Origin of the sequence: Aureimonas sp. N4 (assembly GCF_001463925.1) — a bacterium.
Taxonomy (GTDB): Bacteria; Pseudomonadota; Alphaproteobacteria; order Rhizobiales; family Rhizobiaceae; genus Aureimonas; species Aureimonas ureilytica_A.
This window is the reverse complement of sequence record NZ_BBWS01000054.1, coordinates 52163-73474: the sequence shown is the minus strand read 5'-3', so window position 1 is coordinate 73474 and position 21312 is coordinate 52163. Positions and strand designations below refer to the sequence as shown.

At 67.0% G+C, this 21312-nt stretch carries 17 protein-coding genes; 6 read left to right on the top strand and 11 right to left on the bottom strand.

Annotated elements, in window-relative coordinates:
- Nucleotides 1–193: 193 nt before the first annotated feature.
- Nucleotides 194–877 carry a hypothetical protein gene (locus AUL28_RS18320; RefSeq protein ID WP_058636267.1) on the bottom strand — a complete coding sequence of 228 codons (684 nt, stop codon included), beginning with the start codon at nucleotides 875–877 and terminating at the stop codon, nucleotides 194–196.
- Between the two features lie 127 nt (nucleotides 878–1004).
- Entirely contained in the window at nucleotides 1005–1907 is a 903-nt protein-coding gene (locus tag AUL28_RS18315) for a helix-turn-helix transcriptional regulator (RefSeq protein WP_244493565.1), read from the bottom strand.
- Between the two features lie 749 nt (nucleotides 1908–2656).
- On the opposite strand from AUL28_RS18315, the gene AUL28_RS18310 reads away from it, so the two are divergent.
- The 3 genes from AUL28_RS18310 to AUL28_RS18300 all read left to right on the top strand — a co-directional run bounded on the left by AUL28_RS18310 (nucleotide 2657) and on the right by AUL28_RS18300 (nucleotide 6919).
- Entirely contained in the window at nucleotides 2657–3583 is a 927-nt protein-coding gene (locus tag AUL28_RS18310) for a helix-turn-helix transcriptional regulator (RefSeq protein ID WP_062235437.1), read from the top strand.
- A 127-nt stretch (nucleotides 3584–3710) separates the two neighbouring features.
- Nucleotides 3711–5723, top strand: coding sequence for a SpoIIE family protein phosphatase (locus AUL28_RS18305; RefSeq protein WP_062235435.1), 2013 nt, complete (start codon nucleotides 3711–3713; stop codon nucleotides 5721–5723).
- Nucleotides 5720–6919, top strand: a complete 1200-nt coding sequence (locus AUL28_RS18300; RefSeq protein ID WP_062235432.1) for an ABC transporter substrate-binding protein — start codon at nucleotides 5720–5722, stop codon at nucleotides 6917–6919. The genes AUL28_RS18305 and AUL28_RS18300 overlap by 4 nt, the downstream gene beginning before the upstream one ends.
- 45 nt (nucleotides 6920–6964) lie before the next feature.
- Here AUL28_RS18300 and AUL28_RS18295 read toward each other — a convergent pair whose 3' ends face one another.
- Nucleotides 6965–8530 carry a glutamate-cysteine ligase family protein gene (locus AUL28_RS18295; RefSeq protein WP_062235429.1) on the bottom strand — a complete coding sequence of 522 codons (1566 nt, stop codon included), beginning with the start codon at nucleotides 8528–8530 and terminating at the stop codon, nucleotides 6965–6967.
- A 1-nt stretch (nucleotide 8531) separates the two neighbouring features.
- Nucleotides 8532–10973 carry an MFS transporter gene (locus AUL28_RS18290; RefSeq protein WP_062235426.1) on the bottom strand — a complete coding sequence of 814 codons (2442 nt, stop codon included), beginning with the start codon at nucleotides 10971–10973 and terminating at the stop codon, nucleotides 8532–8534.
- 554 nt (nucleotides 10974–11527) lie between these two features.
- Between AUL28_RS18290 and AUL28_RS18285 the strand changes: the two genes are divergently transcribed.
- Both AUL28_RS18285 and AUL28_RS18280 read left to right on the top strand, forming a co-directional pair.
- On the top strand, nucleotides 11528–11719 hold the full coding sequence (locus AUL28_RS18285; protein ID WP_062235423.1) for a hypothetical protein: 192 nt from the start codon (nucleotides 11528–11530) through the stop codon (nucleotides 11717–11719).
- Between the two features lie 102 nt (nucleotides 11720–11821).
- Nucleotides 11822–12439: a glutathione S-transferase family protein gene (locus AUL28_RS18280; RefSeq protein ID WP_062235420.1), complete on the top strand. Its 618-nt coding sequence runs from the start codon at nucleotides 11822–11824 to the stop codon at nucleotides 12437–12439.
- 39 nt (nucleotides 12440–12478) lie between these two features.
- Here AUL28_RS18280 and AUL28_RS18275 read toward each other — a convergent pair whose 3' ends face one another.
- From AUL28_RS18275 to AUL28_RS18245, 7 genes are read right to left on the bottom strand one after another with little or no spacing between them, the layout of a single operon-like run.
- Entirely contained in the window at nucleotides 12479–13735 is a 1257-nt protein-coding gene (locus AUL28_RS18275; protein ID WP_062235416.1) for an acyl-CoA dehydrogenase family protein, read from the bottom strand.
- Nucleotides 13736–13757: 22 nt separating this feature from the next.
- Complete coding sequence (locus AUL28_RS18270; RefSeq protein WP_062235413.1) at nucleotides 13758–14531, bottom strand: ABC transporter ATP-binding protein; 774 nt, start codon at nucleotides 14529–14531, stop codon at nucleotides 13758–13760.
- A gap of 18 nt (nucleotides 14532–14549) precedes the next feature.
- On the bottom strand, nucleotides 14550–15887 hold the full coding sequence (locus AUL28_RS18265) for an ABC transporter substrate-binding protein (protein WP_062235411.1): 1338 nt from the start codon (nucleotides 15885–15887) through the stop codon (nucleotides 14550–14552).
- Between the two features lie 37 nt (nucleotides 15888–15924).
- Nucleotides 15925–16986, bottom strand: a complete 1062-nt coding sequence (locus tag AUL28_RS18260) for a branched-chain amino acid ABC transporter permease (RefSeq protein WP_062235408.1) — start codon at nucleotides 16984–16986, stop codon at nucleotides 15925–15927.
- 5 nt (nucleotides 16987–16991) lie between these two features.
- Nucleotides 16992–17873 (bottom strand): branched-chain amino acid ABC transporter permease, encoded by an 882-nt coding sequence (locus AUL28_RS18255; protein WP_062235405.1) that lies wholly within the window; start codon nucleotides 17871–17873, stop codon nucleotides 16992–16994.
- A gap of 10 nt (nucleotides 17874–17883) precedes the next feature.
- Nucleotides 17884–18657: an ABC transporter ATP-binding protein gene (locus AUL28_RS18250; RefSeq protein WP_062235402.1), complete on the bottom strand. Its 774-nt coding sequence runs from the start codon at nucleotides 18655–18657 to the stop codon at nucleotides 17884–17886.
- Nucleotides 18654–20057, bottom strand: coding sequence for an LLM class flavin-dependent oxidoreductase (locus tag AUL28_RS18245; protein ID WP_062220776.1), 1404 nt, complete (start codon nucleotides 20055–20057; stop codon nucleotides 18654–18656). The genes AUL28_RS18250 and AUL28_RS18245 overlap by 4 nt, the downstream gene beginning before the upstream one ends.
- Before the next feature lie 414 nt (nucleotides 20058–20471).
- Here AUL28_RS18245 and AUL28_RS18240 point away from each other — a divergent pair, with 414 nt between their 5' ends.
- A complete protein-coding gene (locus AUL28_RS18240) occupies nucleotides 20472–21275 on the top strand; it encodes a MetQ/NlpA family ABC transporter substrate-binding protein (protein ID WP_062235399.1) in 804 nt (267 codons plus the stop codon).
- The last annotated feature ends 37 nt before the right edge of the window (nucleotides 21276–21312 follow it).

The following is a 21312-nucleotide window of genomic DNA, read 5'->3' as shown; positions in this document are numbered from 1 at the left end:
CCGCGTCATATGTCGCGTTTTGCCGGGGCGCGGGCGTCCTGGCACCATCGAGGCTTCCCCGCTGCGGGCAAGCGGCTCAGGCCAACCCCTCGGCCATGGGGGCCCCGGGCGAAAGCTCGCGCGGGGTGGCCTGCGAGGCCGACCCGGCCGCGTTTGCGAACGGGTTCTCAGGTCTGCGAGCGGGTCCTCACAGTTACCGGAAGCGCGCGAGGAAGCCGCCAGGCTTCTTCGGCGCCAGCAAGGCAACGGGGCTGTAAACCGGAATCGGGTTGGGCTTGAACTGGATACGCCCCTGGCTCACGCGCCCGATCTCTTCCATCTTGCCGTTGACGATATCGCGGACATAGTGGTGCTTGCCGCCGGAGCCGTCCTTGACGAAGGAGTCGATCCGGCCGACATAGCCGTAGAAGCTGCAGGCCCTGTATCCCCGCTTGTACATCTCGTCGGCGACGAGGCGCGCGAACGGATGCCCGACGCATTCGGGGTCGGACCCCACCAAACCCGACTCCGCGCTGTGGCAGTTGAAGAGCTTGATCTTTCCGGAGAAGGATTTCGGAAGACCGCTTTCGATGAGCCGGTCCACCATCGTGACATAGTCGATCCGCTCTCCTCCCCGGCCGCCCTCGATGGACCGGAAGCCGGCCATCCCGTGGCCCCGAATGTAGACGCTCTCCCGATCCAGCGACATCACGAAGGCGTTGCGCCGACCGGGCTGATACCAGACGGGAATGGCGATATTGCCCTTCGACGCCTCGTGATCGACGTCCTTCATGAGCTTATTCATGTCCGCGCCACCGGCCGTCCCGTACTCGAACTGGGCGCAGATGAAACTGGGATGGCTGGGATCATAGGGCATGTAGTAGATCTTGTCGGACATGCGTATCCTCGTCTGCGAGCCGTGTCGGCGTCGGAAAAACGTCAGGCTATCGTCTGCGTGAGGCCGTCTTGACTGGTCTGTCCGCGCCCGTGGTTCGACCCATACCTGTGCGTGCGCGAACGGGGCGTCAGGCGCGTCGGAGCTGCGGCTCGTCCGAGACCGACGGGTAGGGGCTGGCGGGCGCGGATCGGCGGAACTGTTCGCGCCAGTCGCGCGGCGTGCAATCGTGTCGCTTGCGGAAGGCCCGGTTGAAGCTGCTCACCTGATCGAAGCCGACCGCCAGGGCGATCTCGCGGATCAGCCGTCTGTCTTTCGTGTCCCGCAGGGCTATCGCCGCCTGCTCGATCCGCAGGTTCGTGACATGGGCGAGAATGCCCTCCTCCTCCGCGAAGGCGCGGTAGAGCGTCGAGTGCGAGGCGCGCACCAGCGCTGCGACCCGCGCCACGTCGAGGTCGGGCTCGCGGTAGCGCTGCCGGATGATCCAGAGAGCGTCGGCGCGCAGCTGGGACAGACGGGCGTCTTCGGCCGCCGACAGCGAACCCGTCTGGTTGAGCGAGGAGAGGATCGTGTCCGTCAGCGCCGCGCCGGCTTCCGCCCCCGCCTCGTCGCTCATGCCGGGCAATTGCTGCAGCAGGCCGACAACTTGGCGAACCAGAGGCTCGGCGTCCTTGCGGGACAGAACGAGGCCGTGCAGCCCGTCGATCCGGGGAATATGGCGCTGGATTTCGCTTCGCTCGAAGACGAGAAGAACGCTGTGGCTGTTGGTGGACACGTGCTGGAAGGCCGATGCGAAATCCAGAACGAGGACACAGCCCGGACCGCCCCGATAACGGCCCGCCTGTGTCTGCCCGCCATAGCGCCCGCTGAGGCACACGGAAAGGACGACGGGATGGAACCCGTCCGACCCGATCGCCTCGTCGGTTCGGCGGCAGGTCCGCGCCGAATGATGGATGTCGCTGAGAAAGAGCGATCCCAAGGCGAAGGTTCGCGCGCGCGAGGAGAACGCGCCGTCGGCCGGATCGATCTCCATCAATCCCGCGACGCAGGGAAACGGCTGTCTCTGCCAGGCATCGCATCGCTCGCGAGGCGAAAAGGGACCGGTCGTAAACTCGTCGAACCGCATGAAACGCTGCACTCCCCCGGCATGTGCGGGCCAATCGCAGGCGGGTTCGATAGGGCATGCGCATCCGGCCGAGGCCGGAGGACAGACGCACGACAAACCCGGCCAAGCCGCAAACAGAATTTCTCATTTTGAATATTGAATAGGGCACGTATTGATCGCCCCTATTGATTTATCGCGCTCCAGGTTTCCTCAGCGTTCAGTTCAGAACGGAAATCGACATCTTGATCGAATGCGAATATGCCGCAGACGGAAGCGTGTTTTGCTGGTTGATCGTCCAGCCAATTCGCGCCATGCCAGATCGACATATATCCTGTTCTGATCCATAAAGATCAGATCAAGGTCAACTGATGGCGATTTGGCCGAATCCCTCCCAGAGATTCGTGACTTTGTTTTAATTTTCTGTCGTTTACTTCAGAATCGAGACATTCGTGCCGAAACATTCTGTGACACCGACAAAACATGACGGCGCAGAGAAGGTCAATCTTGCCGGTGCGGCATCGGACAGTGCGTACCCGCATGAGGCGCATTTTGAGACGTTCTGTCCGCCCGAGGGGGGTGTCAGACCGGAAAGAGCCGCCCAGGGATCGAACATTCGCCTGCAGCTCGACCGGAGCAGCGGGGATGCCGAGTGGCGCATCGCGGCCTGGCAGGAGGTGATGTCGGGCAGCGGGCGCGTCGAGGTGCGACCGGAGGATCGCGACGACTTCACCGGCCGGTTCCAGTCGCGCGCGATCGGCGACCTCATGACGCTGCGCGTCACGGCCAGCGATTTCCGCCTGATCCGCGACGCCGACATGGCCGCGCGCATCGAGACGGATTACGCGCTGATCAATCTCATCGAGCAGGGCCATGTCACGGGCTCGGCGAACGGCCGACGGTTCGAGGTCGAGCCCGGCGCGGTCTGCATCACGCGGCTGACCAGCCTGATGGATGTTGCAATCCTCGGGGCGGACTGGCTGGCGCTGCTCGTTCCGCTCGCCGCCCTGGAGAGCTGCAAGGCCTGGCGCGAGACGCTGAACGGGCGGGTCTTCGCGCCGGACTCCGTGCCGGCGGTTCTGCTCGGCCATCACCTGCGATCCATGCTGGCGCTGCCCGAACCGCTGGCGGGCCGGCGCGCCGAGCAGATCGCCAGAACCAGCCTCGGCTTCGTCGCAAGCTGCCTCGGGGGCGGCCCGCCGCCGCTCCGCCCCGCGCAGCGTGAGGACAAGGGACTACGGGTGCGCCAGTATATCACCGAGCATCTCGGCGACCCCGCTCTCGACCCGGCGGCGATCTGCCGGGAATTCGCCTTGTCGCGATCCCAGCTCTATCGGCTGATGGGCAGCCAGATGAACATCGCCGCAATCATCCGGCAGCAACGCCTGCAAGGCGCGCATGAGGACATCGCCCAGACGGTCGGCACGATCGACGAGATCGCGCAGCGCTGGGGCATTCCCAATCTGCGCAGCTTCCGGCGCGCCTTCGTCCGCGAGTTCGGCTATTCGCCCAGCGAGTTGCGCGCACGCCATCGCCCGCAGCCCGGCCAGCCGAAACCCGTCCCCAAACTCGGCTCCGTGCTCAATCGCTGGATGCAGGGGCAGTAGGCCCACGCTCTCGCCCACCGCAAAACGCGCGCCGTGAGACGCAGGGTCAAGTTCTGCCGGCGTTTCGGGAATGCTTTCTCGTCCGGCTGCGTCTAGAAGAACGGGTCTCCCCTTCTGGATGCGGTGCGTGAACAGCCTCAGGGTCAAGATCTTCGTCGGCGTCATCGCCATTCTGGCGCTCATGGCGGGCGGCATCATGGCCTATTCGCAGCGCGCCGTGCGCTCGGCCATGGTGGATGCCGAACAGCGATCCGTCGAGAATGTCCTCCAGATGGCGGAACTCGCCATTCGCAGCCAGTATCTCCAACTCCTGTCGGACAAGGTCGGCACGATTCAGGATCGCAAGGCGGCCTTCCGCCAGTTCGGCCAGACCGTGCGCTCGACGCTCGACACGCTGGCCGCCCAGGCGCAGCGCGCGGGAACCAGCGACGAGGCCGCGCGCGCTAACGCGCTCGACTGGCTGGCCGGCCTCTCGCCGGTCGCGGGCGAATACAGTTTCGTGTTCGACCGCGCGGGCCGCGCCGTGGTCTATCCCGACGCCGCGATGGTGGGCCGGGATCTCTCGGGCTTTCGCGACATTCGCGGCCGAAGCGTGACGCAGACCGCCTGGAGCGACAGCGAACTCTACGGCTCCAGCTTCCTCACCTATGCATGGAAGGCGATGAAGGGCGAGGCGACCGAGCCGAAATACGGGCTCTTCGTGCCCTTTCCCCGCTGGGGCTGGATGATCGGCATTGTCGGCGATGTCGCCGATCTCCAACGCGAAACGGATGTGCGCCGCGCCGAGCTGGTGGAGCGCCTGCGCTCCAGCCTCGGCTCGCTCCAGATGGCGGGCAACGGTTTCGTCTTCGTGTTCGACGGCAGCGGGCGGCCGGTCGTCGCGCCCAAGGGCGGCGAGGACGGCTGGATGGCGCCTGCCATCTTAAGCGAAATGAAAGCCATGGCCTCCGATGGCGACGCGCCCTCGCGCCTTGCCCCCCTGCCCTCGGCGGGGCCGGATCAGGGCGCGGAAGCGCAGGTCTTCCGGCTGAAGGCGCTCGACTGGTATGTCGCCGCGATCGTTTCCTCCGCCGCGCTGGCCGAGCCCGCGCAGGACCTCATCCTGAGCCAGGGCCTCGTCTTTGCCGGCGGCAGTCTTCTGGCGGCTGTTCTCGCCTGGTTCCTGGCGCAGCGCATCAGCCGGCCCCTGGTGGCGCTGACGCACCGGGCCCGCGCCCTGCCGCAGACCGACTTCACGCAGGCCCCGCCCAAACTTCTCACCGAGCGACGCCCCGAAGGGCGGGACGAGATCGGGCGGCTCGCCAGCGCCTTCCACTTCATGGAAGATTCGCTTTATCGCAACGTCCAGACCGTGATGCGCGTCACGCAGGAGCGCGAGCGCATCGAGGGCGAGTTGAACGTCGCGCGCGATATTCAGCTCGGCCTCCTGCCGAAGATCTTCCCCGCCTTTCCCGACCGCTCCGAGATCGACATTCACGCCGCGCTCGTCTCGGCCAAGGAGGTCGGCGGCGATCTTTACGATTTCTACTTCATCGACGACCGCCATCTCTGCTTCACGATCGGGGATGTGGCGGGCAAGGGCGTGCCGGCCGCCTTGTTCATGGCGATCACCAAGACGCTGATCAAATCGGCGGCCGACCGCTTCCCCGATCCTTGGCAGATGATGGCCGCCGTCAACGACACGCTGGCGAGCGACAATCCGAACTCGATCTTCGTCACCAGCCTGATTGGCGTTCTCGATTGCCTGACGGGCGAGATCCGCTATGCCAATGGCGGGCACAATCCCCCGCTCGTGATCCGCGAGGGCGGGCGCGTGGAGTGCCTTCGCCCGATCAGCGGGCCGGCGCTGGGCGTGGTCGAGGGCATGCACTACGAGCCGCTCGCCACGCATCTCAACCCCGGCGAGACGCTGGTTCTCTACACGGATGGCGTGACCGAGGCGATGAACGCGCGCGACGAGCTGTACGAGGACGAGCGCCTCCTTCAGCTTTTGGAAGCGCAGGACCCGTTTCTGCCGACCGAAATGCTGGTGCAGCGGATCATGGCCGACGTGCAGGCCCATGCCGGCGGCACGCCGCAATCCGACGACATCACGCTCGTCGCCCTTCGCTTCCACCAGCCGTCCAAGAGGTCGTCATGATCCGCTCGCTTCGCCTCACGGCCATCTGGCTCGGCCTCGCTCTTCTGACGAGTGTCGCGGCTGAGGCCCAGACGCCCGCGCCGGACTCAGCGCCCGCGCAGGCGCGCGTGTTCCCGTCCGAGCCTCGCCTCAAGCCGGACGGCACGAAATGGCGCATCGGCTATTACGAGGGCGGCCAGTACAAGGATTACGAGACGATCCTCAAATCCACGGTGCGCGGCCTTATGGCGATCGGCTGGATCAAGCCGACCGAACTGCCCGTCGGCAACAATCCCGAGCCCGGTGGCTTCTGGCGCTGGCTCTCGGCGCATGCGGTGAGCGACTATGTGGAGTTTCCCGCCGACGCCTATTTCGCGGCGGGCAATTTCGACAAGGAGAAGCGCCCGCTCGTGAAGGCCGAGCTTCTGGACCGGCTGACGACGCGCGGCGACATCGACCTCATGCTGGCGCTCGGCACCTGGGCGGGGCAGGACCTCTCGACGGACGCGATCTCGACGCCCGTGGTGGTCGCCTCCACCAGCGACCCGATCGGCTCCAAGATCATCAAGAGCGAGACGGATTCAGGCCACGACCATCTGAACGCCAAGGTGGAGCCGCAGCGCTACGCCCGGCAGGTGGAGCTGTTCGACGACATCTTCCACTTCAAGAAGCTCGGCCTCGTCTACGAGAACAGCCCGGAAGGGCGCACCTTCGCCGCCGTGGACGATATCGAGCGCATCGCGCGCGAGCGCGGCTTCGAGATCGTGCCGTGCTTCGCGCCCTTCAACAACGTCCCGCAGGCCGAGGCCGAGGCGAAGGTCGAGGCCTGCTACGGCGAGATCGCGGCCAAGGCGGACGCGGTCTATCTCACCGTGCATCGCGGCCTGACCGAGGCGAGCCTGCCCAAGAGCCTCGCGCCGCTGATCGACCGGGACCTTCCAACCTTCTCCATGGCGGGCGAGTCGGAGGTCAAGCTCGGCGCGCTGATGAGCGTCGCGCAGTCCGACTTTCTGTATGTCGGCCGCTTCCACGCCGAGACGATCGCCCGCATCTTTAACGGCGCCAAACCCCGCGACCTGCCGCAGGTCTGGCAGGCGCCCGCCAAGATCGCGCTCAATCTGCGCACCGCCGGCGAGATCGGCTACGATCCGTCCGTCGATATTCTCTTGGCGAGCGACGAGATCTTCGGCACGGACCTCGCGCAACGCACGCCCTAGAGCGCCCGATAAGACCTCTCGGGGGCGACTGACCGGGCCTTTTCGTCAGGCGCTCCTGGCAAGCCCGGCGCTCTCCGGCGCCCGGTCGCGCTGGGGAAAGGGCACGGGCGGCACGAGGCGCATCGTGCGCGCCTGGACGAGATCATCGAGGCGCGCGGCGCGATGCCCCGTTCCGCGCTCGAAGGCGTCGATGGCGCGGTCGGCCCCGTTGCGGCCGGTGTCCAGCACATGCCTGACATAGGCCAGCATCCAGCGCTCGCTGGGGGCAAGCCCCGCCTCCGCTTCCTCCAGAACGGCCCGCGCAAACCGCGCGAGCGACAGGGGGCCGGCGCGCCCGGACAGGCCGTGGCGGATCGCCTCCTCCCGCGCGAGGCGCAGATCGCGCCAGGGCAGGAGATCGGACAGGCGGCGCAGGCTGCCGGGATTGGCTTGCAGCCCTTTCTGGAGCGCCGAAGGAGCCATCACCACCGAGGCCGGCACGAGCGGATCGTCGTGGTCGCACAGCTCGGCGTCGGGGAAGTTCGCGCCCGCCGCCCGGCCTTCGATATAGAGGGATTGGCAATGATCCGCGAACAGCTCTTCCATGCGCCCGGCGTCCAGCGCCTCGAAGAAGGCGTCCACGCCCGGCTCCGTGTCGAAGCGGAAGCGGATGCGCGCGTCGAGGAACTGCGAGAACTGAAGGCTTTCCAGATCGCGAAGGCTGGGCGTGACCTCCACCACCGCGCCGTCGCGAAGCCGGCGTCCCGCCCAGGAGGGCGCGCGCAGGAAGGTCAGAAGCGCGGGATCGCCGTCCATGCGGGCGAGTTCGCCAAAGCCCTTGTAGGAATTGTTGCTCAGCGGCAGCGCCTGCATGGCGCGGTTGCCCTCGAACATCCAGCGAACATAATGCGCCAAATCCTCGAAGGGCCGCACGGGCGGGCGATGGGTCGTGCGGTCGCCGGCGAAGTTGGGCTCGGCGAACATGCGCGTCCAGATCTGCAGCCGGTTTTCCTTGAAGCCGGTCGGCTCGCCCGCCTCGAACGGGCTGTTGGCGAAGATCGCGATCAGGGCGGGCGCGGCCAGAAGCGCCAGATTCAGCGCCTCCACCGCGTGGGCGGCCTCGACGCCCGTGGTCGGCCCGTTCTGGGCTTTGGCGTCCATGCCGACCTCGTGCCGCCAGCCGCGCGCCCCGCGCCAGTAATCGTAGATCGGCTTGGGCGCGCGCATGGCGCGGTAGAAGCTTTCGCTGATCGGCGTCGATGGATGCTCGGAGAGGTTGGCGATGCCCGCGCCGAGTTCACCGAGGGTGGCTGCGAGTTCGCTCAGCTCGCGCTGGACGAGACACGCCAGATCGTTGAGGTTCGAGCCCGGCCGATCCGGCCCCCCGACAATGCCGATGGCGCTTTCCAGATTGTTGAACCCGTTGTCCACCGAGGACACGACCAATGGCCCCGCGACGCCGATCAGGCTGCCCGAGGCCAGAACCGGCGTCACCGCCTCGCCCCGCCGGCGACGCGCCTCGTAGAGCCGGGGAAACAGCTCGCGCGCGTCGAAGCTCGCGCCGGAGCCGAGATCCACGACCGGTATTTCCAGCTCGATGCCGAGCGTCGGGTGGGTTCGCATGTCGGCCATATCAGCCAGCGCCCTTTCGAGCGGGGCTCGCATGGTCGCGCGCGATTAGGAAAAACAGAAGCGTCGAGCCGAGATAGTAGAGGCCGGTGACGGCGAGCCCGTCGCGTGTGCCGAGAAACGTGAACAGCGCACTGACCGCGAGCGGGCCGATCATCTGGCCGAGCTTGTCGGCGGCTCGCTGGATGCCCATGGCGCGGCCCGTGCCGAGACGCTGGACGCTCGGCAGATGCAAGGCGAAGCTCGATTGCGCGGGGCCGCCTAGGCTGCTCGCCAGCCCTAAGAGGAACACCGAGGCGACCAGCGCGAAGAGGCCGATGTCGAGATAGGTGAAGGCGAGGCCGAGACCGCCGAGCAACCCGCCCATGACGATGAAGGGCTTCTTGCGCACGTGCCGGTCCACCCAGCGGCCGAGAAGCGGCGCGATATAGATGACCGACAGGCCGTAGATCATCATGATGCGGCCGATATTGCCCTGCTCGATCCCCTGCTGCGAGAGGTAGACCGGCAGCGTGTAGTAGAGGAGTCCGACTTGGGCGACCGAGAAGGGCACGACGCTGAGCAGCAGCAGCGCGAGGAAGTTGCGATCCGTCAGGAGCCCGCCCAGCGCCGAGCCCCCGTCCGGCGCGAGGGGCACAGGCACGGGCGCGGCGGCCGGCGCGCTCGGGCTGGTGGCCGGGCGGCCGAAATAGGCGCGCATGAAGGCAAACGCGAAGAGCACGGGCGCAAGACCTAGAAGCGCCGCGACGGTGAAGACCGAGGAAAAGCCGATCTGATCGGCGAGCATCGCCCCCGTCACATTGCCGCAGATCTGGCCCGCAAAGATGCCGGCGACGAGATTGGCGATGGCCTGGGTGCGGGTGCGCGGGCTGGACCAGGAGAAGACATAGCCCTGAATGCCCATCCAGGCGAGGCCGTATCCGAGGCCCACCACGGCGCGCGCGCCGATATAGGATAGGGGGCCGGTGGCGAGCGTTCCCGCCAGCGCGCCTGCCGCGCAGACGAGGCCGCCGAGCACGAAGGGAATATGCCAGCCGCGCCGATCGGTCAGCACGCCCGCGATCAGCGCCGTGACGAGCGCGCAGCCCATTTCGGCCGAGATCGGCAGGGCGAGCGTCACCGCGCGCGACAGGCCGAACAGCGGCTCGGCGGCGAGCGCGCCCATCTGGAGCGGCACGAAGGAGAGGGGCAGCGCCCAGCCGAAGACCAGGAGGAACGAGGCCGGGCGGGCGAGGAGATGATGCCCGTCGCGGTCGACCGCGCCCGTTTCCTCGGCGCGCGCGGCGAGCCGGCGCATCAGGATGCCGAATAAGACGAGAAGCTCGAAGCCGAACAGGGCCGAGGTCAGAAGCACCGTGCCGGCATCGAGCGCGCGGTGGCGCACGCCCTCCCCGATCGCGGTGTCGGACAAGCTGGCGCTGAGGCGCGCGGCGGGGCGGGCGTCGCCCGGCGTCACGATCTCATAGGCGATGGCCGGGCGGCTGCTGGTCGCCTCGCGCGTGGCGTCGAGGGTGGCGATGGCGCGGCCCGTGCCGTCCACAAGCTGGACGGAGGCGAGTTCAGGGATGTCGGCGGCCATGCGCCCGAAGGGCGCGGCATAATCGGACAGGCGGTCCAGCCGAACGCCCTTGTCCACGAGGCGCTGCAGGTCCGTGCCCAGACGATCCACCGAGCGCTGCACATTCTGCGTCGCCGCCCACACATAGGCGTCGCGGAAGGTGACGATATTGTGCCAGGACGCGCCGCCTTGCGCCAGAACGAGAACCAGCGCCGGCACAAGGAGCAGCTTCCAGCGGCTGATCGTGCCGTCCACGCCGATGGGCAGAACGCTCGCCGCCAGAAACAGCGCAAGCGCGCCCGCAGCACTCGCCACGATCAGCGAGGTCACGGCATCGCTCACCGGCCGGGCAGTCGCCTGTGCGATCGCGGCCTCCGGCACCAGCATCACCAGCGCCCCCGCCAAGCGGTTGCCGGCCCCCGAAACGGGGAGGACGAAGACATGCGTGTCGCCGATCTTCGCCGGTGTCAGCCCTTTTGCTACGGAAGACGTGAGCTTTTCGGCGACGAGCGGGCCGAGGCCGGCGGGCAGGCCGTCCGGCGGATTGCTTTCCACCATCGCGCCATCGGGTAGGGTCACCAGAGCAGCGGACAGGAAGGGCAGGTCGGAACGGATGCCGGCCAGCATTTCCGGCAGCCCGAACATCTGGGTGATGGGCTTGCCGAAGCGCAGCGAATTCTGGATGCGGAAGGACCAGTCATGCCCGACGATGCGCACCGCCGTGACCGTTCCTTCGAAGGCGGTCTTGCGAATGGCCGATACGGTGAGAACCCCCGACAGGAGCTGGGCGAGCACCAGAACGGTCAGGGCCACGAGCGCGAAGCGCAAGCGCAGCGTCCAGCGCGGGCCGGCGCTGGGTGCGGCTTGGATGGCGGGAGCGATGGTCATGGCAGGGCCAGCCTTCAGAGCCGGGGCGAGCGAAAACGCCCGCGCGCCCGAGCCGTCAGCGAGCCCGCTGCGACGCCCGCCTGAATGCGCAGCCCAGCCGCGTCCGCTTGCACGTCTCGCGTGCGGGACCGTGGCCCCCGGCCAGTCCGTGATATGCTACTGGCCACTCGCGATCCCTGAATGCCGGCGGTTTTCCATGCTTGGGATGGTGGATCGTCCGGACACGCCGAGCCGCGCGCCTGTTCGGCGCGGCTTCCAAGCCCTCCCGGTCTTCACCCCGCCTTATTGTGGCGGAAAGCGGATCGGCCTGATACATCGCAGACTTGTCTCAGCGTCTCACAGGGCGACTGCGCGCGGCCAAGAGCATCCGCCACATGCGCCCTGCATGGCGGGACAGAGCCCGCGCGAGCGCGCAATTCCAGCCAGCGCCCCGTCCGATCCAGGGCCGAAGCTCGCGGCGGCTCGATCGTTTGCCAGGACGGCATCGGGCGCAGCGAAGCGCCGGAGCCATGAGCGATGTTGCGCGTTCCGCCTTTCCATCAGGAGAGGCATTCATGGCGAACCCGACACAGAATCTGGCTCAGTTCCGCATCGTGGCAGGCAAGGACGGCCAGTCCGCCCGGTTGCATATCGAAGACGACAGCGGCGCGACGCTGGAATTGAACGCCACCCGCGAACAGCTCGATCTGATCGCGGACGAGCTGGACAAGATGCTGGACTCCACGGAAGACGCGGACGAGGTTTAGGAACCGACCGACCTTTCGGGGTGCGATAGCCGGGTCGAGGGCGCGCCAGCCTGCGCCTCGATCCGGTCCGGCGCATTTCCAGGTCGGGGGGTGACGAGACCGATGATGAAGCTCTACGGCGTTCGCGGATGGGGCTCGGCGATCACCGAAGCCATGCTGGCTCTGGTGGGGCAGTCTTATGAATTCGTCGATGTGGAGGGTTTCGACCGGCCGGGCGAGGCGCAGGAGCGGCTCGCCCGCGTCAACCCGCTGCGGCAGGTGCCGGTGCTGGTTCTGGAGGATGGAGACATCCTGACGGAAAGCGCCGCCATCGCCCTTTGGCTCGCCGAGCAGCATCCCGAACTCGCACCTTCACGAGACACGGCGGAGCATCGCCGCTTTCTGCGATGGCTGATCTGGCTGGTCGCCAACGTCTATCCGACCTTCACCTATGGCGATGTTCCAGATCGCTGGTGCCCCTCCGCGCCCGACGAGCTGAAGGAGACGACGGACGCCTATCGCAAGCGTCTGTATCGCCAATTGGAGGCGGAGATCACCGGGCCCTATCTCCTGGGCGAGCAGCCCTCGGCGCTGGATTGCTACGCCGCCGCGATGGTGGGGTGGTGGCCGGGGACACCCTGGTTCGAAGCGAACACCCCGAAGTTCTACGCCGCAGCCATGCTCATGCGTCGCCATCCGCAGTTGGCCGAGGTGATGGCGGCGAACAAGCAGACCGGCTGACAAGGGCGAGCCGGTCTGCGCGCGACCGTTTCCGACGGATCAGCCCGTGGGCAGGCCGATGCGCCACTGGTAGGGCGGCGGGGTGCCGTTGACGGCGTAGTCGCCGACGATCCGGTCCTTGTAGATGCGCGGATTGTGCGAGGACAGCGTGCGCGCGTTGCGCCAATGGCGGTCGAGCCCGGCGGGCTTGCGGATGGCCGAGGCCCCGAGCGCGTCGAACACGATGGTCGAGGCCTCGAGAACGAGGTTCGAGACCACCGTCTGCGCCTGCGCGGTTTCCAGCTCGGCCAGACTGTTGGCGCGCTCTTCGGCTTCCGCATCCCCGCCGAAATGCGCGGCATGGGCGCGCTCCAGCGCGCGGGCGGCTTGCAGGGTGATGGCGCCCGCCGCATAGGCCGCGCCGCGAATGCGCCCGACCACCTGAAGCACCTGCGGGTCTTCGGACGAGCGCGCGGCGGCGGCGTGCGTATAGGTGCGCCGGCGCGCGCCCACGGCGGCTGCCGCATCGCCCGCCAGCGCGCGCCCGATGCCGGCCAGCGTCGCCAAATGCACGATCTGGTAGAAGGCCGCGCTGTAGCGGAATTTCTCCTCGTCGCTGAGGACATCCAGCGGGTCGATCACGACATCGGTGAAGGTGGTGGTGCCGCTGGCCGTCAGCGTCTGGCCGAACCCGTCCCAATCGTCCACCACATGGACGCCCTGCGCGTGGCGGGGCACCAGAACCGTGCCGCCCTCGCCGTCCTCGCGCCGCGCGCCGGTGTCGATCCAGTCGGCGAAGAGCGAGCCGGTCGTGTAGTATTTCTCGCCATTGAGCACGAGGTCGTCGCCCTTGCGGGCGAGATGGGTCGAGAAGCCCTCGATCGAGGCCGCGCCGATCTCGGTCCAGGCATTGCCGGCGGTCTCTCCGGCCGCGACGCGCGCGGCCCAGCGCTCGCGAAAAGGGCCGGCGGGCAGATTCACGACGCTTTCCACGAAGCCGAAATGGCCGCGCAGGGCCTGCGTGATGTTGGAATCGGCCTCCGACAGTTCGATCAGGAGGTTGACGAAATCGGGGAGGCTCGCCCCCTGCCCGCCCTCGGCTCGGGGCAGGCGCACCGCGCCGAAGCGCGCGTCCTTCAGCCAGCCGATTTCCTGCGTGGGCAGCGTGCGGTTCAGCTCCCGCTCCACCGCGCCCGCGCGAATGCGCGCGAAGATCGGGCGGAACGGGGTCGCGAGCGCCTCATAGTCGGGGCTCGGGCCCTGCCCCCAGCCGAGGTCGGTCTGGCTGGTCGGGCTTTCGATGGTGGAATGAAACATGGCCGTCGCGGCTCCCGATGGTTCAGTGAAGGGCGACGGAGCCGGAGCTTCCGCCGAAATAGAGGTCGTGAATGTCGCCGCGCGACAGGAGATCGGCCGCCGTTCCCTCGGCCGCGACACGCCCGGTTTCGAGCACATAGGCATAGGCGGCGTAGCGCAGCGCGAGGTTGGCGTTCTGTTCGGCCACCAGGAAGCTCGCGCCCGATTGCGTGTTGAGGCTGCGGACGATCTCGAAGATCTCCTGCACCACGATGGGCGCGAGACCCATGGATGGCTCGTCCAGCAGCACGAGCCGGGGCTTGGTCATCAAGGCGCGCGAGATCGCGACCATCTGCTGCTCGCCGCCCGAGGTCAGGCCCGCCTTGGTGCCGCGCTTGTCGCGCAGGCGCGGAAACCAGCTATAGACCTGTTCGAGGTCGCGCCGCCGCTCGGCCGCGCGGGGCCGGCGGCCATAGGAGCCGGCGAGGATGTTTTCCTCGACGGTGAGCTGGGGAAAGACGCGCCGCCCTTCCAGGACCTGCACCACGCCGCGCCCGACGAGATCGGCCGCCGAAAGCCGGTCCACCTCCTCCCCGTCCCAGCGGATCGCGCCTCGGCTGACCGCGCCGCGCTCGGGGCCGAGAAGGTTCGAGATGGCCTTCAGGACCGTGGTCTTGCCCGCGCCATTGGCGCCGAGAAGGGCGACGATCGCGCCCTTCCCTACCTTGAGCGAGACGTCCCGCACGGCGAGAACCGCCCCGCCATAGAGCGCCTCGATGTTCTGGACCTCCAGAAGGCCCTCATACGTCTGCGTCATGAGAAGCTCCCCGGCCCGTCAGTTCGTGACCGCCTCGCGCGGGGGAAGGTTCTTTTCCTTCGCGTAGGCGGCGGCGCGGGCGTAGATCGCGTCCTTGAAGAGCGGCCGGTCGCCCTTCAGCCAGTCGGTGAGCGGCACCCACTTCTCGCCGTCCCATTGCTGGATCTTGGCCGCCGGCTGGCCTTCGTGATCCTCGGGCGTGATCTTGATCGGGCTGAGCAGCCCCGTCGCGCCGATCTCCTCGATGCGCTCGGGCGTGAGATCGAGATGCTCGGCGGCCCAGTGGCCTTCCTCGGTCGTCAGCGGGCGGTTGCCGAACTTCGCCTGGCCCGTGCGCAGGATCTCGGTGAAGAGGATCGCCTGCACCAGACCCGCATTGTAATAGACCGAGCCGAATTTCGAGGTGTCCTTCAGATCGCTCTTGCCGGCATCGACGATCTCCTTCTTCAGCGTCTGGCTGATCTTGAAGTCGGCGCCGGGCGGGAAGACGGAGACCGCCAGATAGCCCTTGGCCGAGGCCCCCGCCGGGCGAACGTCCTCCTCCGAGCCGGTCCAGATGTCGCCGATGATGCGCTCGCGCGGGAAGCCGACGCGTGCGGCGGTCTTGATGCCGACCGGCGACATGACGCCCCAGGCGCGGAAGAACACCCAGTCGGCCCCGGCGCGCTTGATCTGCTGCCATTGCGCCTGCTGCTGCTCGCCGGGATGCGGCACCGGGATCTGGATATCCTCGAAGCCGTATTTCTTCGCCAGGATCGCCATGGGCTGGATTGTCTCGCGGCCGTAGCCGCTGTCGTGATAGAGCGTCGCGATCTTCTGGCCCTTGAGCTTGTCGAAGCCGCCGAGCGTGTTGGCGATGTGCTCGACCACGATCGAGGCTTCCGTCCAGTAGTCGAAGAGAAGCGGGAACTGGTAGGGGAAGACGCTGCCGTCCACCGCGTCGCCCCGCCCGCCGGCCACCGAGATGATCGGCACCTTATCGATGCGCGCCTTGTCGGAGATCGCCGCGTCGAAGCCGCTGGAGGTGGTGAAGAGCACGGCGAGCGGGGCATCGGGCTTGCCGTTCTTGTAGCGCTCGTAGCACTCGAAGGCGCGCTCCACCGTATAGGCGGTCTCGCATTCCTCCAGGCGGATCTTCACCCCGTTCACGCCGCCATGGGCGTTGATGTAGTTGAAATAGTCGTTATAGCCGGCCCATTGCGGGATGCCGGAGGGCGCGTAAGCCCCGGTGCGATAGGAGAAGAGCGGGAAGAGCTGCTCTCCCTTGGCGTCCTCGGCGCGGGCCGGGCTGGCCACGAGCGCGGCGGCGAGGCTGATGCCGGCCGCAAGGCCCGCGAGGTGCTTCAGTACGGACATGAGAATTCCCCCTTGGATAGGATGATGGCTGGAAAGGTCAGGCGGCGCGGCGCGCGAGGGCTTGCGTGGCCCGTCGCAGGAGAGCGCTGAGGCCGTCCGGCTCCTTGACGAGCAGCCAGACGATGATCGCGCCGAAGATGATGTGCTGGAGATTGGCGGCCGCGCCGGGATCGGACAGGAGGCCGAGGCCGCTGGTTCCGCCCAGGCGATCCAGCAGGATGGGCGTCAGCACGATGAAGGCCGCGCCGAGGAAGTTTCCGAAGATCGTCGCCGTGCCGCCGATCAGCACGATGAAGAGAATCTGGAAGGACTTGTCGAGATTGAACGTGTGGCCGTCCGCCGTGCCGAGATAGGCGAAGGCCCAGAGCGCACCGACAATGCCGAGCACGAAGGACGAGACGGCATAGGCCTGGAGCTTGCGCCGGGCGACGGGCACCCCGATCACGGCGGCGGCGGTTTCCATATCGCGGATCGCGGCCCAGTCACGCCCGATCCGGCTGCGCGTCACCGCGAAGGCCAGCGCGATCAGTGCCAGGCCGACAGCGGCCACCAGAAGATAGCGCCCGGTCGCGGACTGGAGATCGGCCCCGAAGAGTTCGAGCCGGGGCGCGGAGATGGTCAGCGACTGGCTGTCATTGGAGAACCAGGCATAGTTGGTGAACAGCCATTCGAAGAAGAACTGCGCGCCGAGCGTCGAGGCCCCGAGATAGAAACCCCTGATGCGCAGGGCCGGCAGGCCGAAAAGGATGCCGGCGGCGGCAGCACACAGCCCGGCCAGCACCAGCACGATCGGCAAAGGCAGGCCGGGCGCGCGCAGCAAGAGATTGTAGGTCGCGAAGGCCCCGACCGACATGAAGGCCGCCGAGCCGATGGAAACGAGGCCGGCAAAGCCCATCAGGAGGTTCAGCCCGATCCCGGCCAGCCCCATGACGAGGGCGGGGATGATGATGGAACTGAGCCAATAGTCGCTGGCGAGCGCGGGCACCGCGCCAAAGGTGACGAGGAGGGCAGCGGCCAGGAGCGCGAGCCGGAGCGCCGCGCGGCGCTGGCCGATGTCGAGCCGGGCTTCGCCGGGGAAGATCGTGTCGGACGCGGACATGAGGCTCAGACCCTTTCGATGGCCTCGTCGCCGAAGAGTCCGGCCGGTCGCACCAGAAGGAAGGCGACCGCGAGGACATAGGCGAACCAGGGGGAGACGGCACCGCCGACGAGCGGGCCGAGATAGATGTCGGCCAGCGCTTCGGCCGCCCCGACGAGGAGGCCGGCGAGGATCGCGCCGGGAATGGAGGAGAAGCCGCCGATGATCAGCACCGGCAGGGCCTTCAGCGTGACCAGCGAGAGCGAATATTGAACGCCCTGCCGCGCGCCCCAGAGAAGCCCGGCGACGAGGGCGACGAGGCCCGCGACGCTCCACACCACGCGCCAGATCAGCGGCAGGCGGATGCCGATGGACTGCGCGGCCAGCGTATCATCCGCCACGGCCCGCAGCGCGACACCCATGCTGGTGCGGCTGAAGGCGATGGACAGCACGGCGACGAGCGTGAGCGCGATGGCGGCGGCGGTGAGGTCGAACTGGCTGACCAGAATGCCGCCGATCTCAATGCCGACATCCTCGATGCCGAGATCCAGCATATGGACGTCGGTGCCCATCAGGAGTTGGGCGAGGCCCTCGACCACGAAGGAGAGGCCGAGCGTCGCCATGAAGAGGGTCAGCGCGTCGCGGTTGCGCAAGGGACGCAGCACTAGCCGCTCGATCACGCAGGCCATCAAGACCATGACGAGGGTGGTGAGCCCAAAGGCGGGCGCAAAGGGCACACCGCGCTCCGTCAGCGTCACGAAGGTGAGCGCGGCGAAGAGGAGCATCGCCCCTTGCGCGAAGTTGAAGACGCCCGAGGCCTTGTAGATCAGCACGAAGCCGATCGCGACCAGCGCATACATGACACCGGCGAACAGGCCGCCGACCAGGGTTTCGACAAAGAAGCTCATGGCCGCGCCCTCAATGAACCGTGCCGAGATAGGCGGCGATGACGGCGGGGTCGGCGCGCACCTCGTCCGGCCGCCCGTCCGCGACCTTGCGCCCGTAATCCAGCACGACGACATGGTGGCTGAGGCCGAGCACGATGCCGACATCATGCTCGATCAGGACGATCGTGGTGCCGAACTGCCGATTCACAGCCGCGATGGCGCGGCTCATCGCCTGCTTTTCTTCGGCGTTCATGCCGGCCATGGGTTCGTCCAGAAGCAGCAGCCGGGGCTCGGCCACGAGCGCGCGGGCGAGATCGACGCGCTTCTGCGTGCCGTATGAGAGCGTCGAGACAATGCGGTCGGCCTCGCCCGAGAGGCCCAGAAAGGCCAGCACACGCTCGGCCCGCTCGCGGAAGCGCCGACGCTCCTCGCGGTCTCGGCCGAGATGAAAAACCGCCTCGAAAAAGCCCGCCTTCCCCTCGCGCGCGAGACCCGCCATGACGTTCTCGATCACGCTCAGGCGAGCGAACAGGGCGTTGTGCTGGAAGGTGCGACCGATGCCCAGATGCGCGGCGTCCCCCCGGCGCTGGGCCGCCAGGCGCGCGCCGGCAAAGCGCACTTCGCCGGCATCGGCGCGATAGACGCCGTTGATGACGTTGAGAAGCGAGCTTTTGCCCGCGCCGTTCGGGCCGATCAGGGCGCAGATTTCGCCGGGCGCGACATCGAAGCTCAGTGCGTTCAGCGCCGTGACGCCGCGAAACGACAGGGACACCCCGTCGAGGCTGAGAAGGGGCGCGCCACTCATTCCGCCGCCTCCCGGTGCGCGGCCTGGCGCGCCTTCACCGCCTCGATATCGCGATAGAGGTCGGCCGGGTGGGTCTTGGGTAGATACGGCCCGTCGCCGAAAAGCTTCTCGCGTAGCGTGCCGGGGCGATAGGCCGTGGGGTAGGCGCCGCGCTTCTGAAGCTCGGGAACGAGCAGGTCCACGACCCCCTCGAAGGTTTCGGGCGTCACCGCATAGGCGAGGTTGAACCCATCGACATCGGTTTCCTCCTGCCATTCCTGCAGGATGTCGGCGAGTGTCGAGGGCGAGCCGACGAAGACGGGGCCGAGCCCGCCGACACCGCCCCAGCGCGCCAGTTCCTCGATGGTCCAGGCCCGGTCCTTGCCGGCGAAGGTCTCCACCATGGAGACGATGGCATTGGTCTCGACCTTCCGGATCAGGTCGCTCGGCGCATACTGGCCGAAGTCGATGCCGCTCCAGCCGGACAGGAACACCAGCGAGCCGTCATAGGAGGAATAGCTGCGGTAATCCTCGAAGCGAGCCTCGGCCTTGGCGTCCGTCTCGTCCACGATCACGGTGGTCAGATTGTAGATATAGAGCTTGCGCGGATCGCGCCCGGCGGCGGCCGCCCGCGCCCGGATGTCAGCGACATAGGCTTTCAGGAGGCTCTTGGTGGGCGCGGCCACGAAGACGCATTCGGCATGGGCGGCGGCGAAATTCTTGCCGGGGCCGGATGCGCCCGCCTGATAGAGAACCGGCGTGCGCTGCGGCGAAGGCTCGCAGAGATGGTATCCCGGCACGTCGAAGAATTGGCCCTTGTGGCCGATCTCGTGGACCTTGGCCGGATCGGCGAAGATGCGCCGCTCGCGGTCGCGCAGCACCGCACCCTCTTCCCAGCTTCCCTCGAAGAGCTTGTAGAGCACCTCGACATATTCGGCGGCGATCTCGTAGCGGTTGTCATGCGCCTTCAGCCCGCCCTGGCCGACATTCTTCGCCCCGCTTTCCAGATAGGAGGTGACGATGTTCCAGCCGACGCGGCCCTTGGTGTGGTGGTCGGCGGTCGAAAGGCGGCGGGCGAAGGTATAGGGGTGCTCGAAGGAGGTGGAGGCGGTGATGCCGATGCCCAGATGCTCGGTCGCCAGGGCGATGGGGGCTGCGAGTTGCAGCGGATCGTTGACGGGGATCTGCGCGCCCTGATGCAGCGCGTGGAAGTTCGAGCCCTTGTAGACGTCGTAATAGCCGATCACGTCGGCGATGAAGATGCCGTCGAAAATGCCGCGCTCCAGAATGCGGGCGACATCCTGCCAATAGTCGAGATCCTTGTAGGTCCAGGATCGGTCGCGCGGATGCGCCCAGAGGCCGGGCGACTGATGGCCCACGCAGTTCATGTCGAAAGCGTTGAAACGAATATGGCGGGTCATTCCCCTCTCCTTGGCGTCGGCGACCGGGCGGCAGCGGCGCCGGACGAGCCCAAGGGTAGGGAACCGATCTCCATCAGTGCAGTTATTCCATTCTTTTTATGTACTGATAAGGAAACTCTTGTTTCAGCGAATGCGGGCCGGCGCAGAAGAAGCCGGTTTTTCGTCGCACGCGGAACGGCGCGGCGCGCATCCACCGCCGGGATCGGTTGAGCGGGGCGAGTCCCGCAGCTCGTTCGGCTGCGCCGCTCGGCTAAGTTCGCAGCTCGAAAAAGGAATCCGCGCCGCATTCCGCAAACAGAATAATATACTTTGTTTGTAGACTGTCAGGTTTTACGCTTCGGGCATCCCGCAGCCGATCCCTGCCGATCGCGCCGCTTCCCGCCTTTCGCGCCCTTTCGGATTCCAGGATTTGCCATGAAGACACTGCTTCTCGCCGGTCTGGCCACGACCCTCCTGTCCTTCGCCTCGCTGGCCCATGCGGGGGCGCTGAAGGTCGGCGTGACGCCCGGCGCCTATGCCGATTCCGTGGCGGCGGCCGCCGAGGAGGCCAAGGCGCAGGGTCTCGATGTCGAGGTGGTGGAATTCTCGGACTGGACGACGCCCAATATCGCGCTGGCCGCCGGGGACATCGACCTCAACTATTTCCAGCACAAGCCGTTTCTGGCCAATGCCGTGAAGGAGCGGGGCTACGAGTTCGCCGATGTCGGCACCGGGACGCTCGCCAATATCGGCCTCTATTCCCTGAAGCATAAGAGCTTCGACGAGATCCCGCAGAACGGGACGGTGGCCATCGCCAACGACCCGGTCAACCAGGGGCGCGGCCTCCTACTCTTGCAAAAGGCCGGGCTGATCAAGCTGAAGGACGGCGTCGGCTTCCAGGGCACGCTGGACGATATCGTGGAGAACCCGAAGAAACTGAGCTTCACCGAGGTAGAGGGGCCGCAGCTCGTGCGCGTCACCGGCGATGTCGATCTGGCGCTCGGCTATCCGCATTTCATCGTCGCGGCGAAGGCCTTCGATCCGGCGGGCGGCCTCATCTATTCCGGCATCGACGACAAGCAGTTCGCCATCCGCTTCGTCACCCGCAAGGACAATGCGGATAATCCCGACATCGCGAAATTCGTCCAGATCTACCAGACCTCCCCGAAGGTGCGCTCCGCCATCGGCACGGCCTTCGCCAACGATCCCAAGCTCTACACGATCGCCTGGGAGAAGTGAGGTTTGAGAGCGCGTGGATGCCCCTCTCGTTCGGAGC